The sequence below is a fragment of the Hyphomicrobium sp. 01T421 genome, from assembly GCF_056398805.1.
The window spans coordinates 94449-118372 of sequence record NZ_JBFTQC010000002.1; the positions used below are offsets into that span (position 1 = coordinate 94449).

The 23924-nt window shown below is 59.5% G+C and carries 26 protein-coding genes and 1 tRNA gene; 16 read left to right on the forward strand and 11 right to left on the reverse strand.

What is annotated here, in order from left to right; translation table 11 throughout:
• Nucleotides 1-68 precede the first annotated feature (68 nt).
• Nucleotides 69-392 carry a hypothetical protein gene (locus AC1DK3_RS14700; RefSeq protein WP_477193006.1) on the forward strand — a complete coding sequence of 108 codons (324 nt, stop codon included), beginning with the start codon at nucleotides 69-71 and terminating at the stop codon, nucleotides 390-392.
• A 145-nt stretch (nucleotides 393-537) separates the two neighbouring features.
• Nucleotides 538-816 carry a hypothetical protein gene (locus AC1DK3_RS14705; protein ID WP_477193007.1) on the forward strand — a complete coding sequence of 93 codons (279 nt, stop codon included), beginning with the start codon at nucleotides 538-540 and terminating at the stop codon, nucleotides 814-816.
• Between the two features lie 58 nt (nucleotides 817-874).
• Here AC1DK3_RS14705 and AC1DK3_RS14710 read toward each other — a convergent pair whose 3' ends face one another.
• Both AC1DK3_RS14710 and AC1DK3_RS14715 read right to left on the reverse strand, forming a co-directional pair.
• On the reverse strand, nucleotides 875-1204 hold the full coding sequence (locus AC1DK3_RS14710; RefSeq protein WP_477193008.1) for a hypothetical protein: 330 nt from the start codon (nucleotides 1202-1204) through the stop codon (nucleotides 875-877).
• A 160-nt stretch (nucleotides 1205-1364) separates the two neighbouring features.
• Nucleotides 1365-1865, reverse strand: coding sequence for a hypothetical protein (locus AC1DK3_RS14715; RefSeq protein WP_477193009.1), 501 nt, complete (start codon nucleotides 1863-1865; stop codon nucleotides 1365-1367).
• Nucleotides 1866-2222: 357 nt separating this feature from the next.
• On the opposite strand from AC1DK3_RS14715, the gene AC1DK3_RS14720 reads away from it, so the two are divergent.
• Nucleotides 2223-2408 (forward strand): hypothetical protein, encoded by a 186-nt coding sequence (locus AC1DK3_RS14720; RefSeq protein ID WP_477193010.1) that lies wholly within the window; start codon nucleotides 2223-2225, stop codon nucleotides 2406-2408.
• A gap of 440 nt (nucleotides 2409-2848) precedes the next feature.
• Complete coding sequence (locus AC1DK3_RS14725; protein ID WP_477193011.1) at nucleotides 2849-3088, forward strand: hypothetical protein; 240 nt, start codon at nucleotides 2849-2851, stop codon at nucleotides 3086-3088.
• A 68-nt stretch (nucleotides 3089-3156) separates the two neighbouring features.
• Here AC1DK3_RS14725 and AC1DK3_RS14730 read toward each other — a convergent pair whose 3' ends face one another.
• The 3 genes from AC1DK3_RS14730 to AC1DK3_RS14740 all read right to left on the reverse strand — a co-directional run bounded on the left by AC1DK3_RS14730 (nucleotide 3157) and on the right by AC1DK3_RS14740 (nucleotide 5470).
• Complete coding sequence (locus AC1DK3_RS14730) at nucleotides 3157-3969, reverse strand: class I SAM-dependent methyltransferase (protein ID WP_477193012.1); 813 nt, start codon at nucleotides 3967-3969, stop codon at nucleotides 3157-3159.
• Between the two features lie 377 nt (nucleotides 3970-4346).
• Nucleotides 4347-4616, reverse strand: a complete 270-nt coding sequence (locus tag AC1DK3_RS14735) for an NfeD family protein (RefSeq protein WP_477193013.1) — start codon at nucleotides 4614-4616, stop codon at nucleotides 4347-4349.
• Nucleotides 4616-5470 (reverse strand): SPFH domain-containing protein, encoded by an 855-nt coding sequence (locus AC1DK3_RS14740; RefSeq protein ID WP_477193014.1) that lies wholly within the window; start codon nucleotides 5468-5470, stop codon nucleotides 4616-4618. Before AC1DK3_RS14740 ends, AC1DK3_RS14735 begins: the two co-directional genes overlap by 1 nt.
• 537 nt (nucleotides 5471-6007) lie before the next feature.
• Between AC1DK3_RS14740 and AC1DK3_RS14745 the strand changes: the two genes are divergently transcribed.
• The 3 genes from AC1DK3_RS14745 to AC1DK3_RS14755 all read left to right on the forward strand — a co-directional run bounded on the left by AC1DK3_RS14745 (nucleotide 6008) and on the right by AC1DK3_RS14755 (nucleotide 8148).
• The gene (locus tag AC1DK3_RS14745; RefSeq protein ID WP_477193015.1) at nucleotides 6008-6469 is read left to right on the forward strand and encodes a DUF3157 family protein; all 462 of its coding nucleotides are present in this window, start codon (nucleotides 6008-6010) and stop codon (nucleotides 6467-6469) included.
• 10 nt (nucleotides 6470-6479) lie between these two features.
• On the forward strand, nucleotides 6480-6860 hold the full coding sequence (locus AC1DK3_RS14750; protein ID WP_477193016.1) for a hypothetical protein: 381 nt from the start codon (nucleotides 6480-6482) through the stop codon (nucleotides 6858-6860).
• Nucleotides 6861-7422: 562 nt separating this feature from the next.
• On the forward strand, nucleotides 7423-8148 hold the full coding sequence (locus AC1DK3_RS14755; protein WP_477193017.1) for a hypothetical protein: 726 nt from the start codon (nucleotides 7423-7425) through the stop codon (nucleotides 8146-8148).
• Between the two features lie 242 nt (nucleotides 8149-8390).
• Here the strand turns inward: AC1DK3_RS14755 and AC1DK3_RS14760 are convergent.
• Nucleotides 8391-8466: transfer RNA gene (locus tag AC1DK3_RS14760), tRNA-Thr, on the reverse strand.
• A 616-nt stretch (nucleotides 8467-9082) separates the two neighbouring features.
• On the opposite strand from AC1DK3_RS14760, the gene AC1DK3_RS14765 reads away from it, so the two are divergent.
• Nucleotides 9083-9817 carry an outer membrane protein gene (locus tag AC1DK3_RS14765; RefSeq protein WP_477193018.1) on the forward strand — a complete coding sequence of 245 codons (735 nt, stop codon included), beginning with the start codon at nucleotides 9083-9085 and terminating at the stop codon, nucleotides 9815-9817.
• A 107-nt stretch (nucleotides 9818-9924) separates the two neighbouring features.
• On the opposite strand, the gene AC1DK3_RS14770 is transcribed toward AC1DK3_RS14765, so the two are convergent.
• The 4 genes from AC1DK3_RS14770 to hemC form a co-directional block, all read right to left on the reverse strand.
• Nucleotides 9925-11652 (reverse strand): heme biosynthesis HemY N-terminal domain-containing protein, encoded by a 1728-nt coding sequence (locus AC1DK3_RS14770; RefSeq protein WP_477193019.1) that lies wholly within the window; start codon nucleotides 11650-11652, stop codon nucleotides 9925-9927.
• 20 nt (nucleotides 11653-11672) lie between these two features.
• Nucleotides 11673-13394 (reverse strand): COG4223 family protein, encoded by a 1722-nt coding sequence (locus tag AC1DK3_RS14775; RefSeq protein ID WP_477193020.1) that lies wholly within the window; start codon nucleotides 13392-13394, stop codon nucleotides 11673-11675.
• A 133-nt stretch (nucleotides 13395-13527) separates the two neighbouring features.
• Complete coding sequence (locus tag AC1DK3_RS14780; protein ID WP_477193021.1) at nucleotides 13528-14253, reverse strand: uroporphyrinogen-III synthase; 726 nt, start codon at nucleotides 14251-14253, stop codon at nucleotides 13528-13530.
• On the reverse strand, nucleotides 14253-15185 hold the full coding sequence (gene hemC, locus AC1DK3_RS14785) for a hydroxymethylbilane synthase (RefSeq protein WP_477193022.1): 933 nt from the start codon (nucleotides 15183-15185) through the stop codon (nucleotides 14253-14255). The genes AC1DK3_RS14780 and hemC overlap by 1 nt, the downstream gene beginning before the upstream one ends.
• Before the next feature lie 160 nt (nucleotides 15186-15345).
• On the opposite strand from hemC, the gene tsaD reads away from it, so the two are divergent.
• The 6 genes from tsaD (at nucleotide 15346) to acs (ending at nucleotide 21039) form a co-directional block, all read left to right on the forward strand.
• The gene (tsaD, locus tag AC1DK3_RS14790) at nucleotides 15346-16416 is read left to right on the forward strand and encodes a tRNA (adenosine(37)-N6)-threonylcarbamoyltransferase complex transferase subunit TsaD (RefSeq protein ID WP_477193416.1); all 1071 of its coding nucleotides are present in this window, start codon (nucleotides 15346-15348) and stop codon (nucleotides 16414-16416) included.
• Between the two features lie 59 nt (nucleotides 16417-16475).
• Nucleotides 16476-17471 (forward strand): NAD(P)H-dependent glycerol-3-phosphate dehydrogenase, encoded by a 996-nt coding sequence (locus AC1DK3_RS14795; protein ID WP_477193023.1) that lies wholly within the window; start codon nucleotides 16476-16478, stop codon nucleotides 17469-17471.
• 99 nt (nucleotides 17472-17570) lie between these two features.
• Nucleotides 17571-17786 carry a hypothetical protein gene (locus AC1DK3_RS14800; RefSeq protein WP_477193024.1) on the forward strand — a complete coding sequence of 72 codons (216 nt, stop codon included), beginning with the start codon at nucleotides 17571-17573 and terminating at the stop codon, nucleotides 17784-17786.
• 52 nt (nucleotides 17787-17838) lie between these two features.
• Nucleotides 17839-18279, forward strand: coding sequence for an EVE domain-containing protein (locus AC1DK3_RS14805; protein ID WP_477193025.1), 441 nt, complete (start codon nucleotides 17839-17841; stop codon nucleotides 18277-18279).
• Nucleotides 18276-18944 (forward strand): class I SAM-dependent methyltransferase, encoded by a 669-nt coding sequence (locus AC1DK3_RS14810; RefSeq protein WP_477193026.1) that lies wholly within the window; start codon nucleotides 18276-18278, stop codon nucleotides 18942-18944. The genes AC1DK3_RS14805 and AC1DK3_RS14810 overlap by 4 nt, the downstream gene beginning before the upstream one ends.
• Nucleotides 18945-19092: 148 nt before the next feature.
• Nucleotides 19093-21039, forward strand: a complete 1947-nt coding sequence (acs, locus tag AC1DK3_RS14815; protein ID WP_477193027.1) for an acetate--CoA ligase — start codon at nucleotides 19093-19095, stop codon at nucleotides 21037-21039.
• 34 nt (nucleotides 21040-21073) lie between these two features.
• Here acs and AC1DK3_RS14820 read toward each other — a convergent pair whose 3' ends face one another.
• The gene (locus AC1DK3_RS14820) at nucleotides 21074-21325 is read right to left on the reverse strand and encodes a DUF1674 domain-containing protein (protein WP_477193028.1); all 252 of its coding nucleotides are present in this window, start codon (nucleotides 21323-21325) and stop codon (nucleotides 21074-21076) included.
• Nucleotides 21326-21478: 153 nt separating this feature from the next.
• Here AC1DK3_RS14820 and htpX point away from each other — a divergent pair, with 153 nt between their 5' ends.
• Nucleotides 21479-22438: a zinc metalloprotease HtpX gene (gene htpX, locus AC1DK3_RS14825; RefSeq protein WP_477193029.1), complete on the forward strand. Its 960-nt coding sequence runs from the start codon at nucleotides 21479-21481 to the stop codon at nucleotides 22436-22438.
• Nucleotide 22439: 1 nt separating this feature from the next.
• Nucleotides 22440-23867: an RsmB/NOP family class I SAM-dependent RNA methyltransferase gene (locus AC1DK3_RS14830; protein WP_477193030.1), complete on the forward strand. Its 1428-nt coding sequence runs from the start codon at nucleotides 22440-22442 to the stop codon at nucleotides 23865-23867.
• Nucleotides 23868-23924 lie beyond the last annotated feature (57 nt).

The following is a 23924-nucleotide window of genomic DNA, read 5'->3' on the forward strand; positions in this document are numbered from 1 at the left end:
ATATTGGGGAACACGCGAGTTGGCCCATGCGTTTCACGCGCATGGAACAATGGAAGGATCATTTCCTCATGAGGGTGAGAATTCTCGCCGGCACCGCACTCGTGGCCGCGGTCGTCCTGAATTCGCCGCTGCGCGCTGAGCCGTCGGCGAACAATGTCCCGGCAAATGCGCCAGGCGGTGCTCAAAGCATTGAGCCCGGCAAGGTTGGACCGGGTAGCGAAAAGAATGCCGAGATTTCGCCGACCTCGCCGGAGGTGCCCATCGAGAAACAGCCACCCCCCGATATAAGCTTGCCAGCGGACTCAGGTGGCGGAGGGAGTTCCGGCGAACAAGGCAGCGGCCCCGAAGGGACGGCGCCGCCTCATAACCCGTCGGCGCCAGGCTTGCAGTGAACTCATCAACCGCGAGATTCACGGTTTAATCAAATGAAGACGACCTTTGCGTTGCGCCGTTTGCCAATTCCCGCGGTCGCCGTTGCATCCCTATCGGAAAACAGCGACTGAAAAAGGGGGTAGGCAGACGAATGAGAGGCACCGCATGTTGAAGTTTCTAGGCGTCGCAAGCTTTGTATTGGGTCTGGCGACGCTTGTGCCGTCGGCCGATGCCCATTTCCGGCACCGGTGCGACGGATGTCATCCCTTCCGCCTCGGCTTCCATAGGTACGGACCGCCCTACGGACCGCACTTCGGATTCTACACCTACGCCGGCGACCCATTCGCTCGAGATGATTATTACGATGGCCGCCGCTGCTATTATCTGCACCATCGCAGCTTCTGCCGCGGGCCCCGCCCTCTCGACTGGCTACACTTCCGCTAAGCCCCGCTCAGACCAGATCGATCAAGGCAAGCGATAGGAAAAACGTGCCCGGCTCGGCTCACCAGGCCGGCACGCAGACCCGGCGCGGACGGAAATCGTATCCGTTGTCGAAGTAGCAGAAGGTCGTTGGATACGCGCGAACGCGAACCGGAACAGGCACCGGAACCGGAACGGCATAAACGGGATAGCGCGGCAGCGCGTAATAGCTACCGGCAGGATAGAACCCGTAAGCCGGATAGAAACCCCAGCCCTCACGACCGCACCAGCGGCTCGGCGCGCGATATCCGTAGGGATCGAAATCGCAACGGCGATGGCGTGCTTCAGCCGACGTGGCGACGGCAAAACTCAAAGCCGCGAGCAGCGCGGCGGCATATGTTCTGTAGGACAAGGGGGCTCTCCCAGATGCACTCACGACCTGCATTAAGGGGGGAGCTTAGAAGACGCTGTTAATTTGCGGCGACCCGAGCAAAAGTAAGGTCAACAAACTCTTGAGCGCCTGACTGAGCTCCCGCGTCTGAGTAAGCGCGGAAACCTCACATCGAGTTCAGTTAATTGGGCGTCAACCCTATTTGCGAAGCGATCGTTTGAATGTCGCGAAGCGATTTCTGATCGATCTCGATGAGCGTTGGCAGCCGCTTCGCCATCTTCTCTTTCAACTCGCTCGGGCAGCCGGGCGCGAGCTTCGACAATGCCTTGTCGACCTCTTCCTTCGCCTGCTTCTCGACCGTCGGGCGATCGATCGCCGTATCGATGCACTCATACAGTTTGGCGATCAGCGGAGTCGTCTCGTTGTAGTACTTTTCGAGCTTCTGGGCTTCTGCGTTGAAACCGCAGCGCCGCGCCAAATCGATCTGCTGGAATTGGTCGGCGACTTGCGACCGCATGACGAGCGTCGTGCACGCATAACCGGTCGCTATGCCGACGTGCTGCCTGCAAAGGCCGAGCCGCATGTCCGCTTTCTGTATCTCGTTGAGCGTACAGGCCTCAGCGCGGCCATGGACGGCGACGGCACCCAAGGCAAGAAGAACAGCAATCGATCTGGAATTCACAGCGTTTGGCTCCCCGAAGCAGATGTTGCCGCCAGCGCAGCAACAGATCGTAACAGACAGATTGTGGCGTGCGGAGTTCGCCGCCCACTGATGTGACTTTATGCGCATCTCTGCGAAGGCTGTCGAAGAGCCGCCTCGCTTTTCGCGCGAAGTGTTACGGCCCGGTCACGTTTAGTCTCCTCGCCAAATGGTAGCCTCAATCCGAGTCTGTCATCGGACCGTAACGCGAGGAAAACGCGCGCAAACCAGTATTATAAGTTGCCGTCGGGCGACAAAGGGTACTCGCGTTTCAGACTGCAAAACTTGCGCGCAAATGGGAGCAGCGCCGTGGGGCTTTTCTAACGGGGAGAAGCCAACATGCAGAAATTCAAAGTCGTCGTGTGGTGTGAAAATTGCCGGAACGACGTCGAAGGATGCTTCGGCGGCGGCTCGGAGACGATAGGCAGCGCGTTTGAGACTTGGGACGACGCGCAAAGGGCAGCCGCCGAATATTGCGGGAACATGCCCTACAATTATCGCGTCGAGGAAGAAGATGGATACTAGCCGGAGCACCGCTAGAGCCGATTGCACGTTGACGCCGCCTTCGTGACACGGTCCGCCGGCGAGGCCTCACACTCGTGCCTGCATAGCGCTTGCGAGACGCACGCTAAGCGCCTGCACTGAAGCTGTCTCTACAAGAGCATCAGATCCCGCGCACCCGGTGACCACCCGATCCAAAACAAAAAGGCGGCCATCCGAAGATGACCGCCTCTTGTTTGGGTACGCAAAACAATGAACGAACTAATGGGTTGAAAACCTTTCCAAATCGTGAGCGCCGCTAAAATTCGGGCTCCGAGGAAAAGCTGTTAAAAAACCGTGCGTTCCCTGTGGGAGAGTCCGAAAGAGTACAGCGCCCAGAATCCGATTCTGATTCCGTCACATTCGTTGGCGTGATTCGGAACGGGGGGCGTGCCGGGTCATCGCGATGAGGGAATTCAATGCGCATGTACGGCTATACAACGGAAGAGCTTCACTCGTTTTATGGCGTTCTCGATCGGCTTGTGACGGAGGTTGCCGACCGTGAATTGCAGATCACCGTCTACGATATGATCCACCGGTTGTTCGAAGCAGCCGACACAGGCATTCGCGAGCCGGAACGTCTACGCCAAGCGGTGCTCAGAGGTTGGGTCGCACCCGAGGCGCTAATGGAGACCATGGAGTTGCACCACTGGCGCGCTGCCTGAGGTAGCGCGTGGGGCGAATTTGCCGACGCCGCTGGGGCTTCCGGTCAATCCGGCCGAGAGCGAACGATTTACGCCGCGTCGGCCGGCGTCCAGTCTCTGCGGTTGGGGACTTCAAACGGGTTGAAGCTGAACCACTCACGCTTATCGCCGTATATTTTTTGGATTACCGAAAGGTTTGGCGCCGCTAAACGCATGACCGAATAGTCCGGCCGGTTAGCGGCAATGTAATTCACCACGGCTTCGATCGCCGGATAGCAGCCGTCATCGAACGCAATGAAGCCGCCTCGAGCGCAAAGCAGATCCGCTAGAACGAAGTCGGCCATGACGTTCTCGAAAAGATGCGAGCCATCTATAAACACAAAGCCCGCTGCGCCCCGCCCGCGCTGCGCGTAAAGTTGGGCCAAGCCGATCTCCGACCGCTGATGGACGCGGCGGAACTTCCGCGCAAACGTCTCCTTCAGATAAGCCTCAACGACTGTCCCGCGACCGCCTCCGAGCCCAAACGGGTCGAAAACGACGTGTTCGAAATCGCGCCGGCTGTCGGCAAGTGTGCTGAGAAGAACCGCGCACGACGTGCCCATTCCGAACCCGACCTCGATACTGAGCGGCGTCGGGCTTTTCTTGATGAGATAGGAAAGAAGGGCAACCGCTTCGGGCTCCACCCTCACGACGCCCAGCTCATCGGTGCGGCCGTCCGGATGTTTGAACGTCCCCGAATTGAATGCCTCAAGGTATCGGGAAACCGGGTCGCGCTTTTTGGCCAGCGCGTGAAGCGCGGCAAGGAGGACATCAGCCGGCGGCACTTCGACCGGCGATACGTCAGCTTCGCTTGCTCCAGACTTGCGCGGACCCGCAGCACCAAAGAGCTTGGCTAAGTTCATGGTCGACCCCCCAACGCGATTTGAGCGCCGCAGACATTTCCGTCCGCTTACTGAAAGTCATTATTCGGAGAATCGTTCTAATGCTAGAGGTCGGCATTAGTTTCTGTCTTGGCCGATCCGTCCAAGTGCCAGGGCGTGACTTTCGCGGCAGGCGAGAACGCCAAGCCGTGCTCAGAGGTTGGGTCGCACCCGAGGCGCCAATGGGGAACTTGGAGTTGCATCAATGGTGCGCCGCGCGAGGTGCTCGTCGGATCCGACGGAATTGGGTCGACGTCGCAAAATCGTTTGGATTCTCAAACATTCCCGCGGGGCGGATGACAGAGGGCGTTCCGCCCCCTCGAAAGGAAATGCGAGACAGCTAAATCACATTTACGGCGTCAATAATCGTTCACGTCTTCGCGGGCAGTTTTCACATCGCCCTTCGATCGAAAGGTCAAACGCAGTCCGATAAAGGCGCCCATCGCGACGACTACAAAAATTAGGACGTCTCGTTCCAAGTGGAAATTCTGAGATAGAAATTCCGTCAGTGCCACGCTGAACAAGCCAATCGCGAGACTGAGGCAGATAAACACGCCGGTTATCATCTCGAGCGCCAAGATCACGACGCCGAGGATTAGAGCCACTTCGTAAGGCTGGAGATCCATCATTATTTCAAAACCAATTTGCTTGCGACAGAAGACAGCGTCTCGAGCAAGTCTGACGGAAGCAGGATCAACTTCGTCGAAGGCTGTGTCCCTAACGCTTTAACAGCCTCAGCTTGGATTTTCTTGATGTCGAAGTTTATCGCCGCTTCCCCGCCATTGTTAATGGCTTCTGCGATGGTCTTGACCGTATAGGCTTGCGCATCGGCCAGAACGCGTTGAGCTTGCGCCTGTTGTTGTGCGGTATACAGCTCCGCATCGGCATTGAGATTGGCGGCTTGCTTCTTGCCCTCGGCTTCGCGAACGAGAGCCCGGCGCGTGCGTTCGGCATTTAACTGCAGCTGCATCGCCGTTCTCGTCTCGGCATCAACTTCAACGTCTAAAATCTCGACCCGCGTAAGAACGATACCCCATTCCTCAGTGACGTGCTGGATCTCAGCCTCGATCGTATCTGAAAGCACGCGACGGTTCGACTGAACATCGTCGAGGTCTGAATTGCCGATCGTGCTTCGAACGATGCCGGTGATGATTGTCTCGATTGCCTGGTCGATATTTTTGATTCGATACCAAGCTCTGGAGGCATCCGTCACGCGATAGAGAATGGCGAGTTTGATTTCGATTTGAACGTTATCTTTCGTGATGCTCGGCACCGACTTTACCGGCAACTGACGTTCGAGAATGTTCTCCTTGTGCGCGATGCGATCGATAAACGGCGTAACGATATGAACGCCGGCACTCAGGGTTCGGCTATACCGTCCCATGCGTTCGACAAGCCAATTTTCCGTTTGGGGAACGATCTTCAAACTAAGAAAGATGACGAAAAGGCAAACAGCTAGAATCGAAAGAACAACAGTCGTCATCACTTCCCCCCACCGATATTCTCAGCGCAACTTAATCTGATAGCTAAGGGCGTGACAATGAGTGGGACGTCAAGAGTCCGAATATTCGGACCGCAGTTGATCAGCTTCCCTGAATTGAGGCCGTGAATAAGTTTTACCCCGCTACCTGGAGCTTCTCCAAATACCCTCCCGTCAGGGATGCCTTCGGGCTTACCGGCTTCCTCGTCGTTGAGGAGTACCTGGGGCACTTCTGTGAGGACCGGCTTCCCGTCCTTGTAACCGAAATTTGTCGCGCCCACGCCGCCGACTACCTGCTCCGGCACACGCCATAAACACGCTGGGCATAAACGCGTACGAAATCCTGGATGCCGCCGGAAGCAAAATAGGCGGCGGGAGCTTGCGAAGAAGGAGCGACGATCGTGAGATCGGAAAAGGTCAGAAAGAGACCGGATTTAGTCCGGCGTGGACGCATATCCAATAAAAACGCAATCGCGAGCCTTGTCCCGTGCACGCATTGATGACAGATGAGTTTCTTATTCGTCTAATTGGGGGATGGGAATGCTTCGGACTTTCTGCCTAGGGATTTTTTGCACCGCACTAAGTTTCGGCTCTGCCTTTGCGGAAGAAACAGCAACACTTAATGACGGCCGAAAAGTTCTTCTGAAGGACGACGGAACTTATGAATACGTGGACCAAGATAAGAAGGAAACAAAATCCGGAGCCTACTCAGAGATCAAAATGGCTGACCTAAAGGTCGATATAAAAGAAATGACGGGCACGAAAGTACGCGTGCGCGGAAAGGGAAGCTACTTCGGCGAGATGCTGATGCTAGGCGATCCGGAGCAACCATTCGATACTAGCCCGATCTTCATAAAAATCGACGACCTTCCCCGCGATACCCGAAAGTGGATCATATCGAACTGCGGGCAAGGATGTCGGTTGGTTGTAGAGGGGGATATCGTTGAGAACTTGGTTCTATTTACCCCCGGGATTCGCGCAATCAACGTCAGCCATCAGTAGGGACGATATTATGCGCAAATTTCTCGGCTTAATTGGGCTCGTCGGTGCGTTGTTTGCTGCTGAAGGTCTAAACAGGTTGTCCACATTTGTAGGCGCGTTTCGAGGGGCCGACGCTCCCTTCTACACGGGCATGCTGCTCGCAAGCGTAGTTGCTGCAGGAGTGCTGTTGGTGAGTCTGTTCCAGCGGGTGGCGGCTTGGCTGAAATGGCTGACTGCGCTGGCGCTGATCGGTTCTGCTGTTTTGATGGGGTCAGCTCCTAGCCTCCCTGTCACCGAGCAAGTCCTGGGAGGTATCATTGCGGCGCTCCTTGGCACGCTAGCCGTATCGACTGCCAAGAAGGCCGTTCCAGAGCCGAACGGAGTAACGCCGGCCGCTGATAGCAAGGTCTAGGCGTTGGATTGTCGCGAAGATTTTAAATGGAGGGGAAGGGCGAGATTTAGAGATACACGAAATTGCAAACTGTTCAGCTGGTCTCGCCCGCCAATCGGCGGCACTGCTCAAACGTCAACACCGGCTCGGAAGTTAAAAGTTCGGTACGACGTCCGAAACATTGCGTACGCCCAGACTAAAAATAAATACGAGTGGCCAGCCACGAACCCTTAACCGGGGTCGCTAGACGAATGGCCCGCCTGTCGCTCAACTGCCTGATTTTGTGAGGTTTAATGTAGTGGTGCCGCTTAGGTGACTCGAACACCTGACCCCGTCATTACGAATGCCGCGAGAAACCCAATGAAATCAGCACTTAGTTGGTTTCGCAGGGTAGCTCGCAGGGAGAACGTTTTCGGCTTCAATGCAAAAAAAATCTCGCCATTGGACTAGCCGAACAAACCAACAAACACGTGAGGTTGTATTCAACAAACGGTGTCGTCGCCATTGTCTCGATTTGAGTCTTACCGGAAAGAATCACTGTAGGAGAATATCTCGCATACAACCTGCTGCCGCATAGGGCACTATGAACGACGCGCCGATACCGCATCATATGACGTTGCCCCCTCCTCCTCCCGAGAGGAGCGTTTGGCGCCAAGTCCAGAACGAATGGCAAGGCATCATCAAACGGGTCTCGCTGAATAAGCCTGTCGCCCTGCAGGTCAATGCTTTGACTCAGAAACTCAACATCGTTGCCATCAAGTTCAAAGAAGGAAAGCTCGATCCAAATCACAATTGGGAAACCGACATTGACGAAGCCAACTTCCTTCACAATCAAAACCTGAAATGGATGGAACTGGTCGGCGAGGAATACAAACTCTCGATTGAATATTGGAAAGATCTCACTTCTAGACAGTTCCAAATATCTCACGACATGATGCTGGCCGGCGTGAACTTCATCTTGATAGCAAACGGTGGAGTAGCTTTGGGCTGCTTGAGCGCCCTAACGTCTGAGAAGGTCGATAAATACAAAGGCGTTTTCAAATGGGGGATGTTTGGCTCGTTTGTTGCCTTAGTAGTTATAAGTTTGGCGATCGCCCTTGCCGCGGAATGGATGGCGGATTTGGCCAATAAAAAGGCAAACAAACTCGTCAAAAATCCCGCGCACACCATGCTTCGTGCTTTTGGTAAGCACGCGGTGCGACATCACGGTCCGAGGGCAAAAATACTCACTTACCTGATCTATGGCTCAGCGCTCTGGACCCTGGTCTACCTCTTCGCGGGCTATATTGCTGTGTTGAATGTTGACTGAGATCTCAACTGATCTCCCGATCAGCCAATCCAACAATCAACGCGCCAGCAAATGACTTGCTTATGCATTCCGGGTTGATTATTGCCTCTGCAATTCGCGTTGTGATTGCAGAATATCTGCGAACGTTTGCAGGGTATTTCGCAGGGTATCGTTGGGCTATGTTCGGCTATGTTCGGCACACGTTCTACAACTCTGTGTAAGTGCGAGAACGGATGAGAGCATTGATTTTATTGAGAAAACGGTGGTGCCGCTTAGGTGACTCGAACACCTGACCCCGTCATTACGAATGACGTGCTCTACCGGCTGAGCTAAAGCGGCATACCTCGACAAAGCCGGTTGATGCTTGTCGATATCCCGTGCGCGAAAATTTATCTCGCACCCTCTAAGCACAGAATGCGCCGGTATCCTTGGTTCCCGCTAAGTCGGCCCGGGTGAACCTCGGAAGTCGGCGCATCGCGCTTCGAGTTCGAGCGTCCTAGCGCACCAACTCCAACATCGCAAGATACAAACGATGTCGCCGGGACAGACAGTGCCGCAGAGCCCTAATCTGCTGTTCTGAAAGCGGCTTATTGCGGCGATGCCGGCAAAAACGCCGCACGGCAGCGACGGTTCGGGTTTGCCGGCCCCTCCCCGGGCTGAATGAGACCCGGACGACGCCTGGCTCATGCGCCGGCCTACATGACAACTTTGCCGGGGGCTTCACGCGAGGCGGCGCCCCAATTTTGTCGTCGCACGAATCGCTCTTGGCAGTTGTTGCCTTTCGTCCACTCGTCCATCCGCCAAACACGCGTTTTGAACGCTCTCGACGTTGGCTCCACAACCAATGCACAGAAATGTTGCGCGCCGCCCGCAGTTTGAGTTGTAGACGGATCAATCCCGAGGCACCCCTTAGCCCAGTATTTGCGTCTTTTATTGGCGTGAGGGATTTCTAGTCATGGTGAAAGTTTTTGGTATTGCAGCAATCGCAGTGATTTTTGCCGGGGGAACGGCAGTCGCCGAACCCGGCCAATTCGAAGGGTTCTACATCGGCGGCATCGCAAGCGCAGTTTTCGACAGCCCGAGTGCCACGCTCTTTGACGACCACGTTGGCGGAGATCCGCCGCTTCATTCCGGCAGCAGAGACCATCCGACGTATGGCGTGAAGGGCGGGTACAATTTCCAATTCGACCGATACGTCGTTGGTGTCGAGGGCGATTGGCAGTGGGGATCGGGCAAAAACGAAACCGCCATTCTCGACGATGGCGGGCCGGGCATCGATAGCGCCAGCGCCCGGCTCGACAGCCTTGGCACCGTTCGCGGACGCCTAGGATATGCGATCTTCGACAACATGATGGTTTTCGGCACCGCCGGCATCGGCTGGGGCAACGCCGACTACACCTTTCGAGATGCCGACGAGATCGCGGGAAAGATCAAATTCCACTCTAACGATATGGGAGCGGTCTATGGCGGCGGCTTCGAATTGCTCTTCGCCTACAACATCGTCCTGACCGCCGAATATCTGCATTACGATTTCAACAAGGACAGATTCATCGCCGACGTTCCCGCACTCAACGGCGGATCCGACATCGCGACGAGCCTCGGCCCGATCGACACGCTGCGCGTTTCAGTCAGCTACAAGTTCGGCGGGTACAGCAACGAGTGGGAACCCGAACCGGTCCCGTTTAAGTAATTTGTGCCATTCGAACCGGGGCAAGCTCCAGATACAAGCCGCAGCTCGCGACACTTTGCGAGCTCGGCCAAACCGGGCGGCCGGCAGGCCGCCCTGTCGAGCTGTCGTTAGTTGACCGTGCGAAAGTTTCGACGCGCCACGGGCTGTTCGAGTTCTGGCTCGATGGGGTCCGTTCCCGGATCGTCAGGCGCCCGAGGCGCGACATAGACCTTCGCCTCAGACTTCGCGGCCGGGGCCCGATCCGGAGTTGCCACCCGCCGGGCCGCGTTGATCGCGTCTTCCGCAGCAGGCAGAGGACGAGCGACGCCGTTGACTGACGCTTCTGGAAACTGAGCTGTCGGCTCGCCTCCGGCGCCCTTTGGCTTGACCGTAACAGTGACGGGTTCAGCCTCGACGATGTCGCCGTCAGTCTGAGCCAGCTTGCTTTCCACATCATCCGGAATGTCGGGGCGTCCGGCTTCGGGATGCTCGGCATCATCCTTCGTCGCAACCGGTGCAATTGCGATGAGCTCATCGATCCTGCTGGCGAGAATTTCGCTCCCCTTGCCGTCCGTCGTCTCAACCGGCACGCGCCATTGGAAGGCATCGAGACGGCCATCGACCGGCGATGTCGGCTCCCAATGATCGGAAATGACGCTGTCGGCCATCCAGGCCGGATCGCGAGCCGCGTTCATTGCCCGCGCCAGCCATTCGCGCACGCGTCCCTTCTCGCCGTTCTCGCCGGCTTCGATGCGCGCCATCAGCATCGCGACGCGCTGCGTGAGACGATCGGCAAGAAGCGGTTCGAGTGCCTGGCGGGCTTCGTCGTACAGCCGGGCTTCCGTCGCCGTAGTGGCAACGGCAATGGGGCTTTCGATCGAATGCGGATTGAGGGCCGCAAGCTGGCGCACACGGTCGAGACGATCGCGCGTGCTGTCGCCAATGCGGGCGTAGGCGTAGGTCGCCGCAAGATCCGGATGCGGAGATTTCGTCCACGTCTTCTGAAGTACCTTCGCAGCCTTGGCGGTATTGCCGCGTGACGCGAGGATACGCCCGGCGATGACTGCTGCGGGCACGAGGTCCGGCGCGAGCCCGTGCGCTTCGAGCGTCCAGGCGAGCGCCTTGTCCGGCGCATCGTCCTCGATGGCGACAGCCTTTGCCGTTAAGAGAACGGCGCGCTTGCGATCGGCGACAGGCTTCGTGATATGGCCGCTCTTCTTCGCGTGTTCCAGCGTCGCCAGTGCGCCCGACCAATCCTTCTGCTTGCACTGCTGCTCGAAGAGCGCCGTCGACGACCATCCGAGCTTGGGATTGGCTTTGAGCGCCCGATCAGCGAATTGCCGGGCCGCTTCGCCTGCGCCCTCCCGCTGTGCTTCCAGGAAGAGCCCACGAAGGCCGAGCTGCTCCGTTTCCGGCGACGCGAGCATGGCTTCGTATATGCGGCGCGCCGCGGCGCGATCGCCAGCAAGTTCGGCGGACTGCGCACGCAAGAGATGCGTCAACGGCTCATGCGGCAAAGTCTTGCGCGCCTGCAGCGCATAACGCGAAGCGAGCGCACTGTCGCCCGCGCCGATAGCAATCAGACCGCCGGAAAGAGCATCGAGCCCCTTCTTCTGCCGTTGCCGCAGCATGCGATGGCCGATGGCAGCCGGGCTGTTCCAGAGCGCGCGAAAGATGGACCACAGGAACACGAGGGTCGCCACAGCCGCCGCCAGAATGACGACCGCGCGGAAAACCGACGTCTCGATATCGTAGCCCTGCCAGGCGATCTGCAACGTGCCGGGCCGGTCGGCGAGCCAGGCGAGACCGGAGGCGATGAGAGCGATCGTGACCAGATAGACGACGAGGCGTACCATGACGCAAACCCTTCGAATGATTAAGGCGACGGCTTCGCCGCCGGCTGAGAGCCGGTCGCAATAGATGACTTGAGTTGAGCTTCGAGGTTGGCAAGCGCGGTATCCACACTGACGCGCGCGGAAACCTTATCGAGGAACGGCCGCGCCGCATCCTGTGCTTTCGGCGAGAGATCTTTGGCAGCCTCGAGCACATCCGGCAGACGCCCGTCATTCAATGCGACCTGCATACGCCCGACAGTTGCTTCCGTGCTCTTGTCCTCGGGTTTGAGATCGACGCGGCGGACGCGAACGATTGATTTTGCGCCGGCCCAAAGACGATCGACGACACCCGCATTCTCAGGCTCGGCGTCAGCATCGATGGCGCGATCGGCAGCAGATCTGAAATCCTTGTTGAGTTCCGCGAGAGATGGAACGCCGGTTTCCTTCAAAGCTTCGAGTGCCGATAGATCGATGGTATTGCCCGCGACTTTCTTGACGTCGGCGAGCTGGCTCGCAAAGCTCTGTCCGCCATCGAGCGCACGCCGCAAATTTTGCAGCTCGAGTGCGAGCACGACGCGCTCGGCGCTTTCCTTCCGGACGGCATCTCCCTGAACGACGTCCTGCACGCTCTTCTCCAGAGCGGCCGTACGATCGGAGAGAGGCTGAACAGCGGCCACGATGTCTGCCGGCTTGGCGGCAGCTGTTTTCAATCCCTCGAACGCAGTTTTGAGGCTCTGCGTCTCGTCTTGAGCAACCTTCAGATCGGCTGCGACATGGTCGTTCGCAGTTTTCACCGCCGCGATTTCAGTTTCGATACGCACGCCGTCCGTCTTCAAACCGGCGACATCTTTATCGATCCGCTGAGTTCCAGCCCGGGCAGCTTCACTAGCTTCCGTCGCCGCTTGGACGCGTCCCTCGACGTCTTTGGCGACGCTGACGCGCAACGCCGTAAGCTGCGTCGAAAGACTGGTTTCGAGATCGGAGACTTTACCGGTCAGCGCCGCGAGTTGCTCGATGCGGTTCGCGTTGGGATCGTTGACGCCCGCCTCTGCGAGCGCCTTGAACTTATCCTCGACTTTGCCGATACGCTCGATGAGCTGTGGCGAGCCCGCATCCGACGCCGCCGACGCGAGCGCTGCCTTCGTTTCCGCAACGAGGCGGTTCTGGCTTTCCGTGATGGCCGGGATTTTCTTCGTCACCGTCTCGAGATCTGAGAGACGGAATTCGATGCCGCTCAAATCTGGAGCGGGAGCAGCAACGTTTTGTTTTTTCTCGACGTCGGCCAAGCGCTGCGAAAGCGCGGCGGTTTCATCGTTTGGCCCGCGCAATCCCAGCTGCGGAAGCGCCCATTGATAAGCCGAGAGCGCGAGAACGCCGCCCGCAACGCCGGCCGCGAGATGACTGAAGAAGCCACCGCCCTTCCGGACGACGACCTCGTCGTCGCTGTCTCGGACACGGCTGGAAGCCGAAGAAGCCGACGACGTGGCTTCCGCTTTCGCGGTGTCCTTCTTCAGGAACTCCGGCATCGCGTCAGCCTTGGCATCGGCCTGCGATTGAGCGGCACTCGCCTTCGCAGCATCAGTTGGCTTTTCTGCATACGATCGTGCCGCCGCGGGAAGAGGCACACCGGCCGCGGAAGCCTTTGCCCCAGCCGATGAAGCACCAACCTTCACCGGGGTAATTTCAACCTCGGTCGCCTTGAGGTCGAGCGTCGCATAAGGCCGCTTGCTACCTGATCCTGCATTCGATTTGTCGTCTGCCATTGAAGCTTTAGCCTCCACACGGAACTCGCGTAACGCCACCTGATCCCGGTTCGTAGCCGGGCATTCAAGCAAAAATTTTGTCTGGTTGAGATGGCTCAGTTGCCGGGGCATCTAACCGGCCGATACGCGCTTATTACTCCGCTTTCGAATTTGCCGCGAGACGTTTTACGAGGGCAATCATTTCTTCGAGATTAGGATGTAAAGCCACCAGAACCTTAAAGTTTTTTTCCGGTAGACCCAAGGCCTCGACGACGCGATCCGAAAGACAGAGATGGGTTACGCCGGAAAGTTGTACCGGCGGCGATACCGCACCGACGAGCCTCGCCCAGGTCTTGGCAGTGCGCGGCGACATCAGTGTAACCGCATTGATCTCGCCGTTTCGGAGCGCATTGACGACCGGCGGGTCCAACGCTTCAGCCGCAACTGACCGATAGGCGTTCACAGCCTTGACCTTAATCCCGGCCTTCCCCAGCGCGCCTTCGACATCGAATGCAACAACGTCACCTCGAAGATACACTGGGCGTTCACCCAGCTCCGCCCGGCGCGAAGCAATAATAGGCACGAGCTCGGAGCCGGTTCCCGGACCTTCGACGACCTTCGTGAAACCTATTCCCCGCGCGACGGCTCCCGTACCGGGACCGACCGCAAAAAACGGCAAGTCGATCAGGGACCCCAAGGCGGGCGTCAACGCATTGCGGCTCGTCGCGATCAGCGAAGTCGCATCGCGGAGCGCGTCAGCCGATATATCGTTCGGCACGATGTCGATCAGCGGCGCGAGCGTCACCCGCCAGCCCAGGCCTTCGATGCTTGATTTGAGAGGCTCGGCATCGCCAGCCGGTCGCGTGAYGATGACGTGCATCAGACTTTCGACCGGATAAGAAGGGTGGGATCCGCCTTGGACAGGATTTCGTCGGCGGCGGAAAGGCCAAGATCGGAAGCGTCTTCCGGCGCGCCGGTTCGAGAAACGTCGTACACCTGCTGACCATCGGGCGTAAGAATCTGCCCGCGAAAGACCATGGTGCCATCTGCGATCAGGGCGTGACCAGCGATAGGCGTCCGGCAAGAACCTTCCAGGCGCGCAAGAAATGTCCGCTCGGCGGTAACCGCCAAGGCAGTCATTGGATCGTTCAACGCCGCAATGAGCCGGGCGGTCGCCTCGTCCCCTTCGCGAACTTCAAGCCCGATCGCGGCCTGCGCCACCGCAGGCAACATCACGTCCATTGAAACCGGCGCCGTGATCCGGTCCTCCATGCCAAGTCTCTTCAGACCGGCCACCGCGAGAAACGTCGCCTCGGCCTGACCTTCCTCGAGCTTGCGAAGCCGCGTCTGCACATTGCCGCGAAATTCGACGACGCGAAGATCGGGCCGCACATTGAGCACCTGTGACTTCCGCCGCAACGACGACGTTCCGACAACCGCATTGAGAGGAAGTGCGCCGAGATCGGCATGCCTCAACGAAATGAAAGCATCGCGCGGGTCTTCGCGCGGCAGCACGCCGCCGATGACCAGCCCATCGGGAAGCAGCGTCTGCATGTCCTTCATCGAATGGACGCCTACATCCACTTCGTTCGAGAGAAGCGCCTCTTCGATTTCTTTGGTAAAGAGCCCCTTGCCACCGATATCGGCCAACGGCCGGTCGAGCACACGGTCGCCCGTCGTCTTGATGACGTGGATCGTGACGGCGCCTTCCGGCAGGCCATGCGCGGCGGTAAGGCGCGCCTGCACTTCGTGGGCCTGGGCCAGGGCTAGAGGCGAGCCTCTAGTCCCGATACGTATGCGGGTCGCTTGCAAAAAGGTTTCTCCGGATGCTAGGCGGGGCACTTGTACCCGGGTGCTGGGATGAGTGCCGGTATTCGGGCGATACTAATGCTCCAAAGGCGCGCGAATTCCAACCTCGCGGCGGCAAGTTCCAGATCATATGGTCCAGCTTCCCGATTTTACTCCCTCTGCCCTGCTCGTGCTGGGCATAGAGACGAGCTGCGACGAGACCGCCGCCGCGGTCGTCGCGCGCGATGCGGAAGGCACTGGCCGCATTCTATCCAATATTGTTCTTTCCCAGTTCGACAGCCACGCCATCTATGGCGGCGTCGTACCGGAAATAGCGGCCCGCGCCCACACCGAATGCCTCGATCTCCTCGTTCAGAAAGCCCTGGACGAAGCGGACGTTTCCCTCGGCGATCTTTCGGCCGTCGCGGCGTCGGCTGGGCCAGGCCTCATCGGCGGCCTGATCGTCGGCGCGACCAGCGGCAAAGCCCTGGCGCTCGCCACCGGCATACCCTTTCTCGCCATCAACCATCTCGAGGCGCATGCACTGACGGCTGGCCTGACCGACGCCATCCGCCCTCCGTACTTGATGCTTTTGGTGTCCGGCGGACATACGCAGGTCCTGTGGGTCGAGGGTGTCGGCCGCTATCGCCGGCTGGCAACGACGATCGATGATGCGCTCGGCGAGGCTTTCGACAAAACGGCTAAGTTGCTGGGCCTCCCCATGCCCGGAGGTCCGTCCGTCGAGAAGGCGGCTCTCAACGGCAATCCGCGACGCTTCAACCTGCCCCGCCCGATGATCGGACGCGAAGACCCGCATTTCTCGTTCGCCGGCCTCAAGACCGCGGTCCGCCATGCCGCCGCGAAAATCGCGCCGCTTTCCGAGCAGGATATCGCCGACCTCTGCGCATCGTTCCAGGCAGCTGTTTGTGACAGCGTCGCCGATCGGGTGAGACTGGCGATACGGTCCGTCCTTCCGCGGTTGCCCGAGGGAACGCCGCGAAACTTCGTCGCCGCGGGTGGCGTCGCAGCCAACAAGGCGCTGCGATCAACGCTCGTCGGGATTTCGGACGAGTTCGGCTTCGCCTTCCGCGCGCCGCCTCTCGAACTCTGCACCGACAACGGCGCGATGATTGCCTGGGCCGGAGCGGAACGCCTGGCGCTTGGGCTCGTCGACGGGCTAGACTCGCCCGTCAAGCCGCGCTGGCCGCTTGACCCCGACGCGGCGAAAGCAACCGGAGCCGGCGTAAAAGCCTAGCGGCAGCGGCCGTCAGAATTGCGTGCTAAGCTGAAGCGGATTTGATCTCGGGGGCACGCTTGCAAATAAATTCGGTGAGCATTGTCGGCGGCGGCGCGTGGGGCACGGCGCTGGCACAGACGTTGGCGCATGGCGGCATCAAGGTAACGCTTTGGGCGCGCGAGCCAGAGGTCGTCGACGACATCAACGAGCGGCACGTCAATCGAACCTTCCTGTCCGGCGTCAGTCTCAATCCCGCAATCCGCGCGACCACTGACCTTTCGGCGATAGCAAAAGCGGACGCCCTTCTCGCTGTCGTCCCCGCGCAGCATCTGCGTAGCGTGATGGGCAAGCTCGCCAAGCAACTGGCTCAGAACACGCCGGTCATCATCTGCGCGAAGGGTATCGAACAGGCGACGGGCCGGTTCATGGGCGACGTCCTCGAAGAAGCCGCGCCGCAAGCGCTGCGCGCCGTGCTTTCCGGTCCAAGCTTCGCGGCCGATGTCGCACGCGGCTTGCCGTCGGCGCTGACACTCGCATGCCGCAACGAAACCACTGGGCGCGCGCTGACGGCTGCGCTCTCCTCCCGGCAAATGCGTCTTTATTGGTCGAGCGACGTGCTCGGCGCGGAACTCGGCGGCGCGGTGAAAAACGTTCTCGCCATCGCGGCGGGCATCGTCGAGGGCCGCGGCCTCGGAGCGAGCGCTCACGCGGCGATCGTCACTCGCGGCTTCGCCGAACTTCGCCGCTTCGGCGAAGCGATGGGCGCGCGACCGGAAACGCTTCTCGGTCTTTCCGGGCTCGGTGATCTCATCCTGACCTGCGGCAGCGCCCAGTCGCGCAACATGTCTCTCGGACGTGCTCTCGGCGAAGGCCGCAACCTGGGCGAGTTTCTCGGCGCAAGGGTATCCGTGGCGGAAGGCGTCTATACATGCGCGGCACTTGTCCGCCTTGCGCACGAGAAAGGCGTCGAGATGCCGATCGCCGAAGCCGTGCACGGGATCATCGAAGGCCGGCTTCTCGTCGATGAAGCGATCACGGCATTGATGCAGCGGCCACTGAAGGCGGAAGACTGAGCAGACCCGCGCCGGCGTCCAAATCTTCTGCGGCGTTTTGCAACGCGTGCACGATATGCGCCCGCGGATGATCCGCTATCGGGCGCTCTTGCGGGGCCGATGAGTATTTCAATTATTCCGAACGCGAGTGCTCACCCGCAGACCGCCTTTACCGAATATCAAGGCATTGCTGACATAACGATCAAACAGATTGGCAACGTGATCAGACTGATCGCAAGCCCGCGCCGCTCGATCGAGCCGCCAAAGTTTCGTGTCGCGTCTAAAACCCCATGCTTTCCGAGCATGGGGTTTTTGCTTTTACAGGCATTCGCTTGAGCAACCCGCCGTTTCGGGCTAGCACCATGCCCCCTACGTAAAGGCCAAGCCCATGACCGCCTTCTGGCTCTTGAAGTCCGAACCCGATGTCTTCTCGTGGAACGATCTCGTGTCCCGTGGACCAAAGGGCGAAGCATGGGACGGCGTTCGCAACTATCAGGCTCGCAACAACATGCGGGCGATGAAAGTCGGCGATCTCGGATTTTTCTATCACTCGAACGAGGGCAAGGAGATCGTCGGCATCCTGCGCGTCATATCGCCCGCGCATCCCGAAGCGAAAGACGATACCGGCAAGTGGGAATGCGTCGACGTTGCAGCGGTCGCACCAGTGCCGAAGCCTGTCGGCCTTGACGCCGTCAAAGCAAATCCCAAGCTTTCCGCCATGGTGCTCGTCAACAATTCACGCCTCTCGGTGCAACCCGTGTCCGCCGAGGAATGGAAGGAAGTGTGCAAAATGGGCGGTGTCGACCTGAAGACGCTCAAGGGCTCATGACCCCCACGCTCGATCCCGCTGATCCTCGAAGCGCCAAACGGTTCATCGTCGAAAATACCAAGCCCATCGCACCACCCCTGGTCCCCGAGATCACGTTGCGGCTGGCGGAAGAGTCGCTGCCGATTTGGCAAAAGACCGAAGACGAACTTGGCGAGCTTAACGTGCCACCGCCGTTTTGGGCTTTTGCCTGGGCCGGAGGTCAAGCGGTCAGCCGGTACCTGCTCGATCATCCCGAGATTTGCCGGGGCCGGACCGTTATCGACATCGGCGCGGGCTCTGGAATTTCTGCAATTGCAGCCGCCAAGACGGGCGCCGCCCGGGTCCTCGCCGCGGATATCGACGGCTTGGCAATCGCCGCCTGCGCCATAAACGCCGAAGCCAACGCCGCCTCGATCGAAACCACCGATGCCGATCTGCTTGCCGGAGAACCGCCGGCCGGCTGCGTCGTCATCGTCGGCGACCTCTTTTACGAGCGCCAACTGGCCGGCCGCGTCGTCGAATACATCGACCGGGCGAAGGCCCTCGGATGCTCGGTATACATCGGCGATCCGCGGAGAAGCTATTTTCCGGACGGACGGTTTACACCGCTCGCAGAATATCAGGTCCCGGTAACCCGGGAACTCGAGGACTACGACATTAAGCGCACGACCGTGTGGGGCGCATAGGTCTTGCGGCAGTGCGGTATCGAACCGCGGAATTTTTTTCCGAAGACGCTCGTCCGGGCACCATCGAGCATGTTGTGAAGCGGCGCTGGCCACAGCATAATACGGGAAATGGCCGCTACGCAGACGGCCAACCGGAGGAGCGCTTCTAATGTCGGAAAAAGTTTACGCCGTGCCCCCTCAATGGGCCGAGCGGGCTTATGTTAACGCTGATTCCTACGAGGCGATGTACGAGCGGTCGGTTGCCGATCCTGAGGGCTTCTGGTCGGACGCCGGAAAGCGGCTCAATTGGCTCAAGCCTTATACGCGCGCCAAAAACACGAGCTTCGCCGCGGCCAACGTCGACATCCGGTGGTACGAGGATGGCACGCTTAACGTTTCGGCGAACTGCGTCGATCGTCACCTCGAAAAGCGGGGCGATAAGGTCGCGATCATCTGGGAGGGCGACAATCCCAACGAGAGCGAGCAGATCACATATCGCCAGCTCCACGAGCGCGTGCAGCGTTTCGCCAATGTGTTGAAGAAGCACGGCGTCAAGAAGGGCGACCGCGTAACGATCTACCTGCCGATGATTCCGGAAGCTGCCTACGCGATGCTCGCGTGCACGCGTATCGGCGCCGTCCATTCGATCGTATTCGGCGGCTTCTCACCCGACAGCCTGCAGAACCGCGTCGAGGACGCGGATTCAAAACTCATCATCACGGCCGACGAAGCGCTTCGCGGCGGCAAGCCCGTTCCGCTGAAGAAAAACGCGGACGCTGCGCTCGCCCGATGCAAGGGCGACGAAAAGATGCTGGTCGTCCGCCGCACCGGAAATCCCGTGCCGTGGACCGATGGCCGCGATTTCTGGCTGCATGAAGAATTGCTCACCGTTCCCGCCGAATGCGAGCCGCAGGAAATGCGTGCCGAAGACCCGCTTTTCGTTCTCTACACGTCGGGCTCGACGGGCAAGCCGAAAGGCGTCGTACACACGACGGGCGGTTATCTCGTCTACGCATCGATGACGCACCAATACGTCTTCGACTACAAGGAAGACGACATCTATTGGTGTACCGCCGATATCGGCTGGGTCACCGGACACAGCTACATCGTATACGGTCCGCTAGCGAACGGCGCGACGACGCTGATGTTCGAAGGCGTGCCGACTTATCCCTCGGCATCGCGGTGCTGGGACGTCGTCGACAAGTGGAAGGTCTCGATCTTCTATACCGCGCCGACAGCCATCCGCGCCTTGATGGGTGCAGGCGACGCGTTCGTCAAAGGCTCCAGCCGGTCGTCTCTGCGTCTCCTCGGCTCGGTAGGTGAACCGATCAATCCGGAAGCCTGGGAATGGTATCACCACGTCGTCGGCGACGACCGGTGCCCCATCGTCGACACGTGGTGGCAAACCGAAACCGGCGGCATCCTCATCACGCCGCTTCCCGGCGCCACACAGTTGAAACCCGGTTCAGCGACGAAGCCCTTCTTCGGCATTCGCCCGGCGCTCGTTGACGACAAGGGTCAATTCCTCGGCGGCGAAGCGCAAGGCAACCTCGTGCTTCTCGATAGCTGGCCCGGACAATCGCGGACCATCTACCGCGACCACGAACGGTTCGTTCAGACGTATTTCTCTTCGTATCCAGGGATGTATTTCACCGGCGACGGCTGCCGCCGCGATAGCGATGGCTATTACTGGATCACGGGTCGCGTCGATGACGTCATCAACGTGTCAGGCCATCGCATGGGCACGGCCGAAGTCGAAAGCGCACTCGTCTCCCACCCGAAAGTTGCAGAAGCCGCGGTCGTCGGCTATCCGCACGATCTCAAGGGCCAGGGCATCTATTGCTATGTAACGCTCAACATGGGCGAAAGCGGCGACGACGCCCTGAAAAAAGACCTCGTTGCCCATGTCCGCCGCGAAATCGGGCCAATCGCCTCGCCGGATCTCATCCAGTTCTCACCCGGACTGCCAAAAACACGCTCGGGCAAAATCATGCGCCGCATCTTGAGAAAGATTGCGGAGGACGATTTTGGCAGCTTGGGAGATACCTCGACGCTGTCCGATCCGGCCGTGGTCGACGATCTGATCTCCAATCGCCAGAACAGGCGCGTGATCTAACGCTCGAAGCACACAAAGACCACTGGCGGCGGCATCAGAAATCCGAGGTGATGCCGCCCTTCTCCCAGTCGCCGAAACGTGTCGGATCGGGTCCGTCTCTGCGGCCGACCTCACGAGGCGGCTTGGGCTCGGCCGCCTGCGCGATACGCCGCGCTTCCGCCTCTTCCAGCGCCCGCTTGGCTTCCGGCGTCAACACGCGCGGAGCAGGCTGGGCGTCGCCTCGCTCAACTCCGCCCGTCTGATCTTCGCCCTTCTGGTCTTCACCTCTGCGATCTGCGGCCGTCATAATGACAAACGTCCTTAAGTGGGCGGTTCCGCGAGCTTTTTCCGCGCATCGCCTTTATGGAATACTCCAGACACCATATATACGCGGCTGTAAGGTTGCAGACTAGCTTAAGGACCCCGTGTCTTAAGGACCTCGAGTCGCGAGTATGATCAAATGCCTATGAACTATGCCAGGACCGCGCTTTTGCTAGCGGCGATGACAGCCATCTTCGTCGCCCTCGGCGCTCTCATCGGCGGCCAAGCCGGCCTTGTCATTGCATTCTTCATCGCGCTCGTAATGAACGCGGTCAGCCTGTGGAAGTCCGACTCCATCGTGCTCCGCATGTTCAACGCCCAGGAAGTCAGCGAAACCTCGGCCCCCGAGCTCTATTCGATAGTTCGCGATTTGGCACGCAACGCCGATCTGCCGATGCCGCGCGTCTACATCATGAACAATCCGCAGCCCAACGCCTTTGCAACGGGGCGCAGCCCTTCGCATGCGGCCGTCTGCGCATCGACCGGCCTTCTCGAGACGCTCAACAAAGAAGAGATTGAAGGGGTGCTCGCGCACGAGCTTGCACACGTCAAGAACAGAGACACACTGACCATGGCCGTCGCCGCAACCATCGGCGGCGCGGTTTCGATGGTCGCGCAATATATGCAGTTTGGCATGCTGTTCGGCGGCAACCGCGGTAACGATCGTGGCGCACTCGGCGCGATCGGCACTCTGGCCGCCATCATTCTTGCACCAATGGCAGCGGGGCTCGTGCAAATGGCGATAAGCCGTTCCCGCGAATATCAAGCTGATCGGTTGGGCGCGATCATTTGCGGCAAGCCGCTTTGGCTCGCCTCGGCGCTGCGGAAAATCGACAGCTCCGCCCGCCGCATCCCCAACGAGCAGGCTGAAGCTATTCCGGCGGCTGCGCATATGTTCATCATCAATCCTCTGAACGGCCACGGCGTCGATAATCTTTTCTCGACACACCCGAATGTCGTAAATCGCATCGCCGCGCTTGAGGCGCTGGCGCGCGAGATGGGCGCCACCGGAACGGAAACGTCTGGTGGCAGCAGCCGTCCGGGTGAAGTCTGGATCGGTGGTCAGAATTATACCAAGCCGCCGAACCCCTGGGGCTGAAGTGTCAAACAACACAAATCGAAATGGTCCTCGCACGGCTGGAGTTCGCCCGGGCGCAGCTCGCGCGCACGGCAAGCGCGACCACAAGCCGAAGACGGCCGCCGCCCAGCCGCCCTCGCCCGCAGGGGATGGCCTGAAGACGCGCGACGCCGCCGTCTCCGCGCTCTTTTCCGTGCTGATTGAGCACAAGCCCTTCGACGACGTCTTCGCGAGGGCGTCGGCGACACGCGATCTTGCTCCCCGCGATCGTGCGTTTGCGCGCCTCATAGCGACGAGCGCACTTCGCAATCGCGGCGCGCTGCAGGCCGTACTCCGCACCTACATCGCCAAACCGCTCCCCGAACATATCGGCCGCCTGGACGAAATTCTCCTTGCTGCCGCGGCTCAGCTTCTTCTGCTGCAAACGCCGCCCCATGCAGCGATTTCGCTTGCAGTCGATCAGTGCCACGCCGACACGAACGGCAAGCGCTTTGCAAATCTCGTCAACGCCGTCTTGCGCCGCGTGAGCGAAAGCGGACATGGCCGCCTTGCGTCTCTCGATAATGTTGCGCTGACATTTCCTGACTGGTTGCTCTCGCGCTGGAGCGCCGCATACGGCCCGGCCGAAGCCCGCCAGATCGCGCGCGCATCATTGGTCGAGCCGGCCCTCGATATAACGGTCAAATCCGATCCGGAAATGTGGGCGGAGCGCATCGGCGCCGTCGTCCTGCCGACCGGCTCGATAAGATGCGCGCAAGCCGGACGCGTCGAAGAACTCCCGGGCTACAACGAAGGCGCCTGGTGGGTGCAGGACGCCGCTGCAGCTCTGCCGGTTAAGCTTTTCGGCGATGTCGCGGGCCTCTCCGTGCTCGACCTGTGCGCGGCGCCCGGAGGAAAAACGGCCCAGCTCGCGGCACTCGGTGCGAACGTCACGGCTATCGACAAATCCGCCGGACGATTATCACGCCTCGGAGATAATCTTGCGCGCCTGGGTCTCTCCGCAAACACCGTGGTCTCAGACGCGCTCACATTCACGTCCGAGACGAAATTCGACGCTATCCTGCTCGATAGCCCGTGCACGTCGACGGGCACGATCCGCCGCCATCCCGATATCTTGTATCTGAAGCGCCCGGAGGACGTTCCCGCCCTCGCGGCGCTCCAGGCCAATCTGATCGACCGTGCCGCCGATCTTTTGAAACCCGGCGGCGTCCTCGTTTATTGCACGTGCTCGCTTGAGCCAGAGGAAGGCGAAAAGCAAGTCGATGCGTTTCTCGCCCGTCACGCCGATTTCGCGCGCCGCCCGATCATGCTCGATGAGGCAACGATCCCGATGTCATGGAGAACGAGCGCGGGCGATCTCCGGACCCTGCCGTCGCACTTCGCGGATATGCCGGAAGGCCTCAGAGGTCTCGACGGCTTTTTCGCGGCATCTCTCGTGAAGTCGCCCTGAGCCAAATGTGAGCTAACAGCATGTTGTACCCGCGCGCCTTGTTTTGGCGCGGGTCCA